The sequence below is a fragment of the Serratia sp. BIGb0163 genome (assembly GCF_024809935.1).
In the GTDB taxonomy this organism is placed as follows: domain Bacteria; phylum Pseudomonadota; class Gammaproteobacteria; order Enterobacterales; family Enterobacteriaceae; genus Serratia; species Serratia quinivorans.
This window is the reverse complement of sequence record NZ_JANUDZ010000008.1, coordinates 166,384-180,581: the sequence shown is the minus strand read 5'-3', so window position 1 is coordinate 180,581 and position 14,198 is coordinate 166,384. Positions and strand designations below refer to the sequence as shown.

Sequence of the window (14,198 nt, the reverse complement as noted above, 5' to 3'; positions counted from 1 at the left end):
CCAGGCCCGGGTATCTCAGGCTATAGACCAAACTCACACAGGGTAGCAAAACTACCCTGTGCCGACACTCTGAATCTACCTGAGTTGGGTTACTTGAAATCGGCGTATGGCGTCAGCGGCTGCGGCGGTAAATCCAGGTCGCCTTGCCAACCGGCCATCGAATAACGCAGATAGATTAACGCGTGGCTTGGCGTATAGTCCTTCGCCTGCTGGATATCAAGCCCGGCACCCAGCGTCCAGTGCGAGCTGAGGCGTCGCTCGACAATGGCCCGCAGGGTATAACCGACACCGGAAGAGGAACTGCCGTCTTCTACCGCAAACTTGTCCGGCAGCGAGTCCGGGATCAGCCCTTGCAGCGGATAACGTTGCTGACTGTTGGTTTTCGAATGGGACAACGACACCGACCCACCCAGCTCCCATGACCAGTTCTCGGTTCGCTGACGATAATTGACCGGCACCGCCAGCGACATATATTGCTGCGGGCTGTAATAGCCGCCCTGGCCGAGAGAATAACCACTCAAATCCTTCTGATAGTGCCACAGCATGGTGTTCAACCCGACGGTGACGCGGCGGTTATCTTCATTGATCAGCTTGTAATAATAACCGGCCATAAAGCGTTCACGTTGGTTATCCTCAACGTTTTTACCGGTCAACTGATGCGCGCTGAGATCGGCCCAGACGCCATGCGCCTCGCCGCGATCGTAGCTGCCGCTCAGGCTGACCCCTGTGGCGCGCACGCCGCCCCAGGTGGTGCCGGTGTTCGGGTCTTTGGTGCCGCCAAACGCCAGCAATGAGCTGGAAATCGGCCGCCGCGATGCCGCCAGCGTCCAGCCAATGTGGTTCCAGTCACTGCTGTAGGCCAGCCCGCCGACCCAGTCGACCACGTCGAAGCCCATCGGCGTGGTACCGATATCCCCCGCCCAGCGATCGTTCTTCCAGCCAACCGCCACGCTGGTGCCGGTGGCTTTCTGATGCTCGTCGCCGCTACACCCCTGGGTATTACAGGTGCCAAAGGTCTCGTAATATTTACCGCTGCCGTCGGTAGAGAAACTGCCGGCATCCAACTGCACGGTATCGGAACGGAAAAATGCCCGCCCGTCGTACAACGGCATGTCCACCTGCAGCATGGTGTCGTGCGCTTTGTAATCGGAGATACCGCCGGTGCCGCTCGAACCCCAGTAATCGTGATCGAGCGTGACGTTAACGTCCTGCTGACGGTACAAATCTGCCGCGTCCGAGCGAATACCCCGCTTGAGCCAGTCGTCGCTCGGGTTGTTGCGTGTCAGATAGGTGTAACTGTCGTTATCCTGCGGCACGCTCGGCGTAATGCCGCTGGCCACCATCGCCTGTTTATAATCCTGTTGCGCCAACGCCGGTTGGAGTTGGTCGCGCTCGAGCCGGGCCGCATCGCGGTAAATCAACGCCTTCGACTGGCTTGCCGGCTCTGATTGGGCCGCGGTTTTTAGCCGGGTAAAGATATCGGTGGCTTTTTGCGGTTCGCCAACGGCATACCAGGCATTAGCCTCCCGTCGCTCGCTGTTGCCTGAGGGGGTTGGCTCCGGCGCTTTGGTTTGCAGCCGCTGGCGTGCCTCGTTCAGCTTGCCCTGCGCCACATAGGCCTCGATTTCGCCCAGTCGCGCATCCGGGTTATTCGGCTCGCGCGTCCGTACCCGCTGATAGTCGGCCAGTGCGGCGTCATAGTCACCGCGTGCCAGCGCCCAATCGGCCAACTGGAGATCGATTCGGGTGTCCGCCGGCTGTCGGCGCAGGTAAGCCACTGCACCCGGCTCGTCACCTGCGGCACGCAGCCGCTCGGCATGTTCCAGCGTCGCCTGCATTTTCAGTCGCTGCGCCAGTTCGCGCATATTGTCGTTCCACTGCGCGCTGGGCAAAGTATTCAACTGCGCCAGCGCCTGCTGGTCGCGATCGCTGCCGGAGAGATACAGCGCATAGGCATAGGCCAGTTGCGGGTTGCCGCGCTGTTTTTGCGCCAGCCGACTGAACAGGACATCCGCCTGCTCTGGCTGTCCGGCCTGACGCAGCGTTTGCGCGTAGTGGTAGGTCAACCAGACGTCATCGGGGTCCATCTGCTGGGCGCGGCGATATTTTTCCGCCGCCTGATGCCACTGCTTTTGCTGTGCCAACTGCTCGGCCTGCTGCTTGAGCATATCGAGCTGCAAACCTTCGAGCGTACTGCGCAGTTTGTTTTGCTGGCTGCGCGGCAGACTGTTGAGATAGGCCAGCGCCTTTTCCGGCGACTGACGCTGATAGATATTCACCAGACCGCGCACCGCACTGCCGCTGCCCGGATCCAGCCGTAGCGCCTGCTGATAAAAACGCTCGGCGGCGGCGTCATCTTTACGCGCCACCGCAACGTCACCCAGGCCGATCACCGCACTGCTGTCGGTGTTGTCGAACTGCCGCGCCTGTTGGTATTTTTGCTGCGCCAGCGCCAAATTGCCGGCTTTCAACGCCTTGTCACCTTCGTCGACCGCCAGCCAATAGCTGTTGCTCTTGATCAAACTCTGCCATTTACTGCTGCCATAGCCGCTTTTATCGGCCTGCAACGCCTGGCGGAACAGGCTCAACGCTTGCGGACGGTTACCTGCGCGGGAATAAGCCTGCCCGAGCGCGCCCAGCACTTCGGCGTCATTGGGAGAAGCCGCCAGCGCTTTCTTCAGTTCTGGAATGGCGGCACGGCTGCCGCCCTTGTCGACCTGCGCCAGCCCGCGTACCCGCGCCAGATAGGCCGGGTCGGACAACAACGCCTGCTGCCGGGCCAGCTCCTGCCGGGCGCTGACCGCCTGATCGCCGGTCTCAAATACCCCGAGAAAACGGTTCAGAGCCGCCACGCTTTGCGGGCTGACCGGCATGGCTTTCACTTTATCCAGCCACAGATCGGCGGCATCCCCGCGACCGGCCGGGTCCGCGGCCACTTTCTGCAGTAAATCATAGGCCTGAGCATCGCGATCCTGACTAAACAGCATCCGCGCCAGCGACATGCGCAGCGGCACGTTGCCGGAATATTGCTGATCCAACGTCTGCAGTTGTTTCAGCGCCGCCGCTTCCTGCCCGGGCAGCCGAGCCACCAGCCGCCAGTATTCCACCGCCAGCTCAAGCGTCGGCGGATCCCCATGGAACAGAGCGTCATACTGCGCCTTGGCCTCCGGCAAACGACCGGCGGTCGCCATCAGCCGCGCCTGCTGCAACTTTTGGCGGGTTTCCGGTTGGGTCAGCAGCATATTCATTTCCGCCTGGCGATAGGCGCTGGACTGCGGCGCAATCTTTTTCAGCTTATCCAACTGCTGTTGCGCCAATGCCTGATTCCCCTGGCGTAACGCCAGGCGCATACGCGCTGAAATCACCTCCGGGTTGTTCGGATCCATCAGTTCAAGCCGGTAGAGCGATTGGCGAACCAGCTCATCTTTGTTGCCGGCCTCGCCAACCCGTACCTGCTCCAGCAGCCACTGTTCCGGCGCGACGGTTTCTGCCCCCTGCGCCTGCGGTAGCATTGCCAGACTTAAAGGCACCAGACCCAGCCAGTTTATTCGGAAGTTACGCATTGGCCGCCCCAGGAGGGTTGAAGTTCACCCTGCCGATTAAAACGATAACGTTGTTGATCCCATCCCTGGCCAAACAGCGCCAGCGAGGCGCTGAAATAGGCGTTGTCGCCCGGCGGGTTTTGCTTAATGCGCTGGCGTTGTACCTGTAACGCCTCGGGTTGATTGGCCAGCATCGGCAACATCGAGGCAGAAAAACCCACCGGGCCGTTACCCGTGGTTTTGCCGCTGGCGGTGTCGGTTTTCTCCGGCGGCACGCCCTGTTGAACGGTGAGCTGTGCCATAGGTTGCAACTGCTTGAGCAGCGCCGCCTTGTGTTGATCGTCGTCCGCCAGCATACCGGCCCACAAATAGGCCCGGATGGCGTCGTAGCTGCCGATGTTCGGCTTGACGGTGTCCGGTTGCCAGCCTTTGCCCACCTGCCACACCACCCAGTCCGGCAAGAAGCCGTGAGGGGCCGTCTCCAGCCATAGCCGTTGATTGGTTTGCTGCATCGCACGCCATGGGCCGTTCAACGCGGCAAAACGCGCCAACAGTTGCGGCGGCAGGTAGCTTGGGTTGAGCCGCCAGCGATCTTCCGCCACAAACCCCACCTTACCCGGTAACAACATCAGCCCCAGACCGGGAATATCAGCCACTTCTTCACGGGCAATCCGCTGCAACAGCAGAGTACCGAGAGTTTGATAGCGACGGCTTTTCCACAGGCGCCCCGCCTCCAGCAGGTTATAGGCAATCCACAGATCGGAATCGGAGGCCGAATTACTGTCCAGCACCGTCCACTGCTTTTTATCGTCCTCACCCCATAGCCAGGCCGGCAAATGGGCGCTGAGATCGCCCGCCGCCAGATTATTTTCCGTCCACGTCAGCAGTTGGTCGAAAGCAGGTCGATCGTTGGCCACCAGCGCGAAGAACAGGCCATAACTCTGGCCTTCCGAGGTTGTGATTCGATTCGGGCTACTCGGGTCGATCACCCGCCCCTGCTCGCTGATATAAAACTGTTTGTACTGTTGCCAGGCCGGCCACTCGCAGGTGGCTACCGCGCTGAATGAGCACAGTAGCAACATGCCGAAGGTCAGACGCTTCAATGCCGCAGGCATAGCGATTAGTCCCGATCTTCAGGCGACAGGCGACGACGGCTGAAGGCTTTCAAACCACGCCACAACAACAGCGCCAGGATCACCACCACCACGACCGCAATCACTGCCAGCAACACCGGGTGAGTCGACAGCGCATGCCAGATACGCTCCCACCACGGCAGGTGACCGACGTAATAAACGTCGCCCACGCGCAGGCTGTTCACCCCGGATTCCCGGATCACCGCCACCGAACCAAACACCGCCGCACGCTTGCCACTGTCCAGCAGTGCATTGTTCAGCAGGTCGTAGCCACGCGGGCTGTCGGCCAGCAATGCCACAATGCTGCGCTGATCGTTAAACGGTGACTGCACGCCAACAATCGCCGACATGGCCCCTTCTGAACTGATGGTGGTTTTGCTGTCCGCCTTGGTATCCTCCGCCAGCACGTCCATGGTCGGCAGCGGCAACTGCCGCGTCGGCTGCTTCACCCAGCTCTGGGTGGCATCCACCAGCAGGTTGATTTTTTTGTCGTCCCGCAGTTCCGGCGGAATAGTGCCGATCATCAGAATATCGGCATCGCGTTCCTTGGCCTGCGACCAGTCGTCACTCACCGTCACCGCCAGCGCCGGATAACCGGTCTGAGCGCCGATAACGCCCATCGCGTTCAGCAATGCGCTGACCTGCGATGGCTGTGGCTGCTTGTTCACCAACACCAGGGTCTGCGAAAGATCGGCCAGACGGCTGAAAGGGAAACCGGCATTGGCAAAGGCACGCAGATCCGGCATCGCCATAAAGTGGCGGTAACCGGAGAAATCAATGGTCGATGAACCGTCGATCACCGCATGGTTGGCGGTGAAGGAATAGGTTTCACAGCGTCCTTCGGCACCGCTGGCGAGCAGGGTGGTGTAGTCAAAGTCGAAACGCAGTTGGTTGGTGGCTCCCAGCCGCAGCGCCGGGATATTGACGCTCTTGTCCGAGTCGATCAGCCCCTGGGTCAGTGGCAAACGTAACAGTTGAGCGCCCTGCTCATGCTCCGGCACCAGCGAATAGGCCTGCACAAACTGGTTGTTCAGGCTAACGCTCAGGCGCGAGCCGTCCTGAATGCGCGGCGCGGTGTAGCGATATTTCAGATGCATATCAATGCCGGTACTGCGGATCAGGAACAGGTCCGGCGGCAGATTCATGGTCAGCGAGATCGGGCCAGGCTCGATGCCGCTGGTCTGCAGTTGTTCAGCATACTGCTGCAGCTCGGCAAAGGTCATTGGCCTGTCGGTACGCACCCAGTTAGGCGCGTCATACGGCTGGCGCGGCGCCAGTTGTTCGACCTTGTCCACCGTAACATTCTGGCCACGGAACAGGATGTTACCCTGCGCAATGCCTTTCACGGCGGTGATCAGGTCGTTGTCGTCACGGCCCTGCACCAGCAGCAGCTTGATGTACGGATTATCCGGATGGCTGATCATCTCCACCGTCGGGCCGTTGACCGGCGGATAATCGCGCAAGAAGTCCGGGCGCTGCTTGTTGGTGGCAAAAACGATGGCATGCTGCTCCGGCAGCTTGTTATACAGCGTCGGGAACGACTGGCCGCGCCACTGCGCTTTGCTGCCGAACCACGAGGCCAGAATGCCCGCAGCCCGCTGCTGGGTGATATCCGGCTGGCCGGCAAACACCATTGGCAAGGTCAGCGGCCGGTTGTCGCGACTGTCGAAGAACGGCTCCGGGAAATGCGAAAGCTCGTTTTTCACCGGCAGGGTTTGGTAGCGTAGATTCAACGAACTGGATTTGCTGACTTCGAGCCACAGCGTGGTGCTGGCCGGGTTTTCACAAATGTTCTGGTAATGACCAACGAACACCAACCGCACACGGTTAAAATCGGTGATATAGCGCGGATCGATCGCCATCTGGATACGATTGGGTTTGCCGAGCTGCTCTTTGGCGAGAGTGGTCACGCCCATCAGTTCGTCATTGAGGTACACCTTGACGTGCGACTCCACCGGGATCAGCGAAGGTGACGGGGTGAATTCCAGGTCGAGCATCGCCTGCGACACCACTTCATCGCTGCGCACACCGAATTCAACCTGGCCATCCGGCCGGGTGCCACGCAGGGTAAAGGTGCCCGGCGGCGGCGCAATCTTGGCAAACGGCAATTGCACGTCACGCACCGGCGCATTCGGATCCTGCGGCGCGACCGATCCCATGGGTGTCGTAACCGCTGCGTCGGCTGGCACCGCCAGCGGCGGTTGTGCGGCAACGGTCGGCGCGGTGGCAGTTTCAGCCTGAGACAGGGTGCTGATGCCTAAGGCCAGGGCGGTAAACCAGGTTATTTTTCTCGTCATCGTATCATCATCAATGTTAGAGCCTGGGGGCCAGGCGAGTAAGCGGGCGGTTTGCCTATACCACTGTCTCTTTTTGGCTGAAGGCCGGAGCCCTGCCGACGCCGTGCGGGATAAATGACACTATCCAGCCAATCAGCGTCGTGGTTCCAACCAGCAGGCGGCGCACCATCGGCGGTGCGTAATCCGCCATACGTATATAACCCCGGAAGCCCAGCGCCAGAACGTCGCGCAGGCTTTCGATCGGTTTATCTTCAGGGAACCCGTCCTGCCACAACGCCCAGGTATCGGCGCGGGCAAAGGTGCACTGAATAAAATCAATATGTTCACGGGTGCTAAGGCCTACCATGCGGATGCCCACCTTGCTGCCGAAGGCGCGCGTGACCACGCACGGGAAGCTGTATTCCTGCTGACCGCGTTTGAGCAACAACGACGCCTTGTCACCGTCTTTCAGCGCGTCCGCCACGCGCATTTCAATCCCCACCCCGCCGTCGGAGTAATCGCGCAGCGTGCAGGGGAACAGATGGCCGTCGGCACGAGCAATGGCGGCCGGCATGGCAATCTCCACCCGGTGCGCCTGGCGAACTTGCTTGGCCTCTACCGCCACCGCCACCGCGCCGCCGAGGATGGTCATGTTGTACAAGACCCACACCAGGCTGATGATCACCGTCATCACTTCATCCGCCGGGCCGTAGCCCAGACGCCAGACGCCGAAGAACAGCCCGGCCAGATTCAATATCACCAGGAACATATAGGGCCGGGTAATCACCCAGTCGACATGCTCCTCCTCAACCAGCCCGCCTTTGGCGGTCACGTTGAATTTACCCTTGTGCGGATTGAACAGCGCCACCGTGGTCGGCCGGGCGATGTACCAGGCCAGCACTGTCTCGTAGATCTCGCTCCAGAAAGAGTGGCGGTATTTGCCCTGAATACGCGAGTTGGTCAGGCTGGCGTGGATCATATGCGGCAGCACGTACAGCGCGATCGCCAGCGCCGGAGCAAAGATGATATAGGCGTGCAGCAGCAGGAAAGCCAAAGGCGCGGTGAGGAAGATCAGCCGCGGAATACCGGAAAGGAAGTGCAGCATGGCGTTGGCGTAACACAACCGCTGCGCCAGTTTCAGCCCCTTGCCGAACAACGGGTTATCCAGCCGGAAGATCTGCACCATGCCCCGCGCCCAGCGAATACGCTGGCCAATGTGCGCCGACAGGCTTTCGGTCGCCAGCCCCGCCGCCTGCGGGATACGGATATAGGCAGAGGTGTGCCCGCGCCGGTGCAAACGCAGCGAGGTATGGGCGTCTTCGGTAACGGTTTCCACCGCAATGCCGCCGATTTCATCCAGCGCACTGCGCCGCAAGATAGCGCAGGAGCCGCAGAAGAAGGTCGCGTCCCACATGTCGTTGCCGTCCTGCACCAGGCCATAAAACAGCGTGCCTTCGTTCGGTGTCTGGCGGAAACGCCCGAGGTTGCGTTCAAACGGATCCGGCGAGAAGAAGTGATGCGGGGTCTGCAGCATCGCCAGTTTTTTGTCTTTGAAGAACCAGCCCATGGTCAATTGCAGGAAAGAGCGCGTCGGCACGTGGTCACAGTCGAAAATCGCCACAAACTCACCGGTCGCCTGTTTCAGTGCGTTATTGATGTTACCGGCCTTGGCGTGTTCATGGGTTGGCCTGGCAATATATTTCACCCCCACCTCTTCGGCGAAGGCCTTGAATTCAGGCCGGTTGCCGTCGTCGAGAATGTAAATGGTGACCTTCTCTTTTGGCCAGTCGATGCCCAGCGCGGCGTAGATAGTGGGCTTCACTACCCCCAGATCTTCGTTGTAGGTTGGCACCAGCAGATCGATGGTCGGCCAGGTCGCGCTGTCGGCAGGCATCGGTACCGGCTGACGGTTAAGCGGCCAGACGGTCTGGAAATAGCCCAGCACCAGCACCACCCAGGCATAGGTTTCCGCCACTAGTAACAGCAGACCGCAGGTCAGACTGAGCGGATCGTCCCAGTTCAGCGTGGCGGTATAGCGCCACCACAGGTAGCGACAGGACACGGTCAGCGACAGCACGATCAGCATCAGCGCCGGCAGGCGGCCCGGTACCCGGCGCACCACCATGGCGATGCCCCACAGCAACAGCACAAACACAAACTGCGCAGGCAGGTCGAACGGCTGCGAAATACACAGGATCGCCAGGATCGCCGCCAATACGCCGACAATAATAAACAGCACGCGGCGCACTCGCTGGTTCATCCGGCTCAGCCGTGCTACCGAGCGCTGCTCCAGCCCGGCATTTTCCAGCCGTTGCGGGATAGTTTTCAGCCAGTTGGCGTAGCGCAATTGCAGGCGCTGCCAACCGGCGAAACGCTGATGGTCCATCGGCTCGCGATCGGTACGGAACACCAACAGCCACAATCCCTGCACCAGATAACGCAGCACATCCGCCGGCCGCGGGCGGCTAGACGACAGATGCGGGAACCAATAGGCACGACCCGCCCGCAGCCGTTGCCAGCCCGGCGATTCAAAGCGCAGAAAAATCCAGCCCAACGCCACCAGCAGCGTAGTGAAAAAGGCGGTAAAGGCCGATGAGCCATGGCGACGATAGGCGCGATAACGCGTCTGCACCGCCTGTTGGACCGGCGGCACCAGCAGCAGGCTCATCACCCGGCTCATGGCGCCGTATCCTTCAGGTTGATCAGACACCAGTTGGCCAGCGTCAGCACTTCATCTGCGGCCAGGCTTTCCGGTCGATACTCGCCCAGCGGCTGCTTTACCGCCAGCGCCTCGGCCATCGCCTCATCACGGTGGATAACCACCGGCAACAGCCCGCCCAGGGTTTGCAGCCATAGCTGATGCAAATCCTGCTGGAGCTGGCTGGCAGCGAAATAGTGGTTAATCAGGAAACGGCAGCCTTCCGGTAACGCCTGTTGATGCAACCGCACCTGGCAGTTAGCGTCCGGGGCGATCAGCATAAATACGCAGTCAGCCAACGGCAGTGCCTGCGCGGCCAACAGGGGGTCATCCGCCGGCAAGTCCAGCAGGATCCAGTTGTACTGCGCACTGGCGCTTAGCTGCGCCAGATTCTCCTGCCAGCGGGTGGGATGTTGCCGGCAATATTGTTGTAAATTTAACCGTTCTGCCGCGGTGAGCTGACCAAAGGGCAGAAAGTCGAGGTTTTCGCAGTAGCGCATCGCGCCCTGCTGCCATTCTCCGCCGTCCTGCTCCGCCCTGGCCCAGCCGCGTGGCAGCTCAAACGGCGTATTAAAATGCAGACGCAGCAGGTTATCCGGCGCGAAATCGACGGCCAGCACCGACTCGCCCAATTGCTGTAATGCCCACGCAAGCGCCGCGGTGACCGACGTTGCGCCCATCCCGCCTCGCAAACCCTGCAGCGCAATCACTGGCATAAATTAGTGGCTCCCCGTGTTCTGCACCAGTTCGGCCAGCAGCGGCCAGCGAGTCATCATCTGCGTTAAACGCTCCTGACGCGAAATATCGATATAACTTAATTTGGGTAAGGAAAATGCATGACTGAGGGCCAGCAGATCATCCTGTGTTTCTGGCGGTACTACTGCATGAAAGCGCGTTAATTGATTATTCATTCTGCCGCCTTTAAAAATAGGCTAATGTTAATTAACTATAGCAACGTAATAAAAAGACATGGCCAATAAGATGATTCCTAACAGATATTATTACACAGAATGTAAGATTTGTTATTATTGATCCCAATGATAATATGACTGAATAGCAATGCTCAGTTGGCCACGACGACACTTTCAACGAAAGTAGAAACATAACCTATGGCGCAATCTTTCTCATTAGGTATTCGGCAGGTTTGGGAAGAACTGTCTGTCATGCAGGCCCCGGGTCTGTATTGGGTGAATATCGACCGTCAAACCGATGCTAACCTGCTTTGCCAACAAACCATAGCCGCCCAGGCCGCAACCAGCCAGGTGGCATTGATTTGCAGTGGGGATAAACCTGACCGGCTGCTGGCCGAGCTTGCCTCACCGGCGCTGAAAAAAATTCCGCTGTACCAGCTGCCGGAAAAAAAAGCCGCGCTGACGCATTTCAGCGACGACCTGATGCGCGCCTTAAAACCCCAAAACCGCTTATTGATCCTGTTGGCCCATGCCAGTTTGTGGCAAACCTTCACCAGTGAAGAACTGCGCGACTGGACCCGCACTACCGGCGCCTGGTTACGCCGACAAGGCTGCACGCTGCTGATCCTCAGCCACGGCGGCGGCGTCAACAAGCTCAAGGGGCAACTCAGCGCCCAGCACCGGATCCTTAACGGCCTGTCCAGCCTGCAGTGGCAACAGGACAGCGCACAGTATTTGGTTAACTGGTGGAGTACCGAAAACGGCATCAATGCCAACCAACTGCTGACGCTGTATGCCGGTGAAAACGGCTGGCAGGGTGACGATGACAACAACAAACCCTCGCCGACCTCCATTCGCAGCGATGAAGGACTTTATCTGGCCCAACAGAGCATTCTGGAAGGTGCGCCGCCGCTGTCGGCCAACTGGCAACTACTGGAAAGTAATGCGCTACTGGCGCAGCACGGCATGCTGACACTCTCGGCAACGTTGATTTTTGCGCTGTACCAAAGCGATGAAATCGATGCACTGGCACACCAAATCCACAGCCTGCGCCGCCAACGCGGCAACGGGCTGAAAATCGTGGTGCGCGAGATGAGCGCCAGCCTGCGTTACAGCGACGAACGCCTGCTGCTGGCCTGCGGCGCCAACCTGATTGTGCCGCACGTGGCACCGCTGTCGCGCTTTCTGACCATGCTTGAAGGCATCCAGGGGCAGCGCTTCTCACGCCACGTTCCGGCAGATATCGACGCCCTGCTGGCCGGGTTGCGGCCGTTGCAGTTGAAGGGCTACATGCGGCCGGATGATTTTAGCCAGGCAGTCATTTCGCTGATGGGCAACACGCTGTTGCCGGAGGACGGTAAAGGCGTGATGGTCGCACTGCGCCCGGCGCCGGGGCTGCGTGCCGAACAGGCGATGACCCTGTGTTTTTTGCGCCGCTTCGGCGACGTGATGACCGTGGTGCAAGGCCGGCTGGTGCTGTTCCTCTCCACCTGCCGAATTAACGATTTGGATACCGCCCTGAAATTTATCTTCCGCCTGCCGGTAGGCGAAGCCTTCAGCAACCGGGTGGTCTGGCATCAGGACGTAGATATTATTTCAGAAATCAAACGGCTGGCGCACAACGCCCCGGTTCCGTTGGGCGCGGCGACCGCCGCGGTGGCACCACGTCAAACCGCCGCCGAGGCAGCAAGCCCGCAGGAACGCCGTCAACCGGTGGCCTTCACGCTAACCACCACGGCACAGGAGAACAAGCATGTTGAATCTTAGCGATATTGTGCAGTTGATTATCCTGTGCGCCATTATTTTTATTCCACTGGGCTATGCCTTTCATCGGCGTTTCCCGCACTGGCGTCAATACTGGCAAAACCTGTTGTTATCACCGCGCTATTTAAAATCCGCCGGGTTATGGGTGCGCGAAGGTTCTTCATCCCAGATTAAGCGTAAAAATAGCCATGAAGCCAACAAATAACCCGCAATCCGATAACTCCCTGTGGCGCTACTGGCGTGGGCTGGGGGGCTGGAACTACTACTTCCTGGCCAAGTTTGCCCTGCTGTGGTTCGGTTACCTGAATTTCCACGCACTGCCAAACCTGGTGTTCATGGCATTTTTGTTGATGCCGATACCGGCGCTGCGCGTGCATCGCTGGCGACATTACCTGGCAATCCCGATCGGTTTCGCGCTGTTCTATCACGACACCTGGCTGCCCGGCATCAACAGCATCATGAGCCAGGGCTCGCAACTGACCGGCTTCAGTGCCCAGTATCTGCTGGAGTTGACCAACCGCTTTATCAACTGGCAGATGATTGGCGCCGCCTTTGTGATGCTGATTGCCTATCTGTTTTTATCCCAGTGGATACGGGTGACGGTGTTCACCGTCGCCGCGCTGGTGTGGCTGAACCTGGTCAATATTGCCGGCCCGGCAGTGTCACTGCTGCCCGCCAGCAGCACCGCTTCCACCAGCGGCACACCGGCAGCGACAGCCCCGGCGGCTGGCGGTGATAGCGCCCCGGCGGACAGTGCGCCACCCACCAGCGCCAACCTGACGGCCTATCTGAACCAGTTCTACGATAAGGAAAAGGCCCGCGCCACCGCCTTCCCGGCCAGCCTGCCTGCCGATGCTCAGCCGTTCGACCTGCTGGTGATCAATATCTGTTCGCTGGCCTGGGCCGACATGGATGCGGTGAAACTGGAAAACCACCCGCTGTGGTCGAAGATGGACATCATGTTCGACAACTTCAACTCGGCGACCGCCTACAGCGGCCCGGCGGCCATCCGTCTGCTGCGCGCCAGCTGCGGTCAACCCTCACACCACGATCTGTATCAACCGGTGAATCAGCAGTGCTATCTGTTTGATAATCTGGCCAAGCTGGGCTTCAAAGAACAGCTGATGCTCGATCACTCCGGCGTGTTCGGTAACTTCCTCAAAGAGCTGCGTGAGCAGGGGGATATACAGGCCCCGCTGATGTCTCAGGCCGGTATCGGCAATGAGTTGGCGTCGTTTGACGGCGAACCGATTTACAACGATCTGGAACTGCTCACCCGCTGGCTGAGCCAGCAGCAAAAGGCCGGCGATACCCGCAGCGCCACCTTCTTCAACGTCATTCCGCTGCATGACGGCAACCGTTTTGTCGGTTCGAACAAGAGCGCCGACTATCAGCCGCGGGCGCAAAAACTGTTCGACCAGTTGAATACCTTCCTTGATCAACTGGAGAAGTCCGGGCGCAAGGTGATGGTGGTGATTGTGCCGGAGCACGGCGCAGCGCTGGTGGGCGATAAAATGCAGATGTCCGGCCTGCGGGATATCCCCAGCCCGAACATTACCCATACGCCGGTGGGCATCAAACTGGTGGGCATGAAAGCGCCACATCAGGGCAGCCCGCTGCAGGTTAAAACGCCGAGCAGTTACCTGGCGCTTTCCGAGCTGGTCGCCCGCCTGGTCGACGGTAAAGCGTTCACCGCCCCGAGCGTAGACTGGCAGGCGCTGACGCAGAACCTGCCGCAGACGGCGGTCATTTCGGAGAATGACAACGCCATCGTGATGCAATACCAGGGTAAACCGTACATCCGCTTGAACGGCGGTGATTGGGTGCCTTACCCCCAGTAAATGCAGCTAAGAGTCTGGCCCGTTATTATTAAG

At 59.5% G+C, this 14,198-nt stretch carries 9 protein-coding genes; 3 read left to right on the top strand and 6 right to left on the bottom strand.

Annotation, left to right across the window (positions count from 1 at the left end; translation table 11 throughout):
* Window positions 1–89: 89 nt before the first annotated feature.
* The 6 genes from bcsC to bcsR are packed head-to-tail and all read right to left on the bottom strand — an operon-like array spanning window position 90 to window position 10,560.
* The gene (gene bcsC, locus M2406_RS22490; protein ID WP_259191423.1) at window positions 90–3,563 is read right to left on the bottom strand and encodes a cellulose synthase complex outer membrane protein BcsC; all 3,474 of its coding nucleotides are present in this window, start codon (window positions 3,561–3,563) and stop codon (window positions 90–92) included.
* Complete coding sequence (bcsZ, locus tag M2406_RS22485; protein ID WP_135344762.1) at window positions 3,545–4,657, bottom strand: cellulose synthase complex periplasmic endoglucanase BcsZ; 1,113 nt, start codon at window positions 4,655–4,657, stop codon at window positions 3,545–3,547. Before bcsZ ends, bcsC begins: the two co-directional genes overlap by 19 nt.
* Window positions 4,658–4,662: 5 nt before the next feature.
* Window positions 4,663–6,972 carry a cellulose biosynthesis cyclic di-GMP-binding regulatory protein BcsB gene (bcsB, locus tag M2406_RS22480; protein WP_017891246.1) on the bottom strand — a complete coding sequence of 770 codons (2,310 nt, stop codon included), beginning with the start codon at window positions 6,970–6,972 and terminating at the stop codon, window positions 4,663–4,665.
* Between the two features lie 55 nt (window positions 6,973–7,027).
* On the bottom strand, window positions 7,028–9,631 hold the full coding sequence (gene bcsA / locus M2406_RS22475; RefSeq protein ID WP_135345178.1) for a UDP-forming cellulose synthase catalytic subunit: 2,604 nt from the start codon (window positions 9,629–9,631) through the stop codon (window positions 7,028–7,030).
* Complete coding sequence (bcsQ, locus tag M2406_RS22470) at window positions 9,628–10,365, bottom strand: cellulose biosynthesis protein BcsQ (RefSeq protein WP_012004619.1); 738 nt, start codon at window positions 10,363–10,365, stop codon at window positions 9,628–9,630. Before bcsQ ends, bcsA begins: the two co-directional genes overlap by 4 nt.
* A 3-nt stretch (window positions 10,366–10,368) precedes the next feature.
* On the bottom strand, window positions 10,369–10,560 hold the full coding sequence (gene bcsR, locus M2406_RS22465; protein ID WP_017891243.1) for a cellulose biosynthesis protein BcsR: 192 nt from the start codon (window positions 10,558–10,560) through the stop codon (window positions 10,369–10,371).
* A 198-nt stretch (window positions 10,561–10,758) separates the two neighbouring features.
* On the opposite strand from bcsR, the gene bcsE reads away from it, so the two are divergent.
* From bcsE to bcsG, 3 genes are read left to right on the top strand one after another with little or no spacing between them, the layout of a single operon-like run.
* A complete protein-coding gene (gene bcsE, locus M2406_RS22460; protein ID WP_259191422.1) occupies window positions 10,759–12,327 on the top strand; it encodes a cellulose biosynthesis protein BcsE in 1,569 nt (522 codons plus the stop codon).
* Complete coding sequence (bcsF, locus tag M2406_RS22455) at window positions 12,314–12,529, top strand: cellulose biosynthesis protein BcsF (protein ID WP_017891241.1); 216 nt, start codon at window positions 12,314–12,316, stop codon at window positions 12,527–12,529. Before bcsE ends, bcsF begins: the two co-directional genes overlap by 14 nt.
* A complete protein-coding gene (gene bcsG, locus M2406_RS22450) occupies window positions 12,513–14,165 on the top strand; it encodes a cellulose biosynthesis protein BcsG (RefSeq protein ID WP_259191420.1) in 1,653 nt (550 codons plus the stop codon). Before bcsF ends, bcsG begins: the two co-directional genes overlap by 17 nt.
* The last annotated feature ends 33 nt before the right edge of the window (window positions 14,166–14,198 follow it).

Coding starts and splice junctions, on each gene's coding strand:
- bcsG (WP_259191420.1), top strand. CDS start 12,513: ATGAAGCCAACAAATAACCCGCAATCCGATAACTCCCTGTGGCGCTAC.
- bcsA (WP_135345178.1), bottom strand. CDS start 9,631: ATGAGCCGGGTGATGAGCCTGCTGCTGGTGCCGCCGGTCCAACAGGCG.
- bcsB (WP_017891246.1), bottom strand. CDS start 6,972: ATGACGAGAAAAATAACCTGGTTTACCGCCCTGGCCTTAGGCATCAGC.
- bcsC (WP_259191423.1), bottom strand. CDS start 3,563: ATGCGTAACTTCCGAATAAACTGGCTGGGTCTGGTGCCTTTAAGTCTG.
- bcsQ (WP_012004619.1), bottom strand. CDS start 10,365: ATGCCAGTGATTGCGCTGCAGGGTTTGCGAGGCGGGATGGGCGCAACG.
- bcsE (WP_259191422.1), top strand. CDS start 10,759: ATGGCGCAATCTTTCTCATTAGGTATTCGGCAGGTTTGGGAAGAACTG.
- bcsF (WP_017891241.1), top strand. CDS start 12,314: ATGTTGAATCTTAGCGATATTGTGCAGTTGATTATCCTGTGCGCCATT.
- bcsZ (WP_135344762.1), bottom strand. CDS start 4,657: ATGCCTGCGGCATTGAAGCGTCTGACCTTCGGCATGTTGCTACTGTGC.
- bcsR (WP_017891243.1), bottom strand. CDS start 10,560: ATGAATAATCAATTAACGCGCTTTCATGCAGTAGTACCGCCAGAAACA.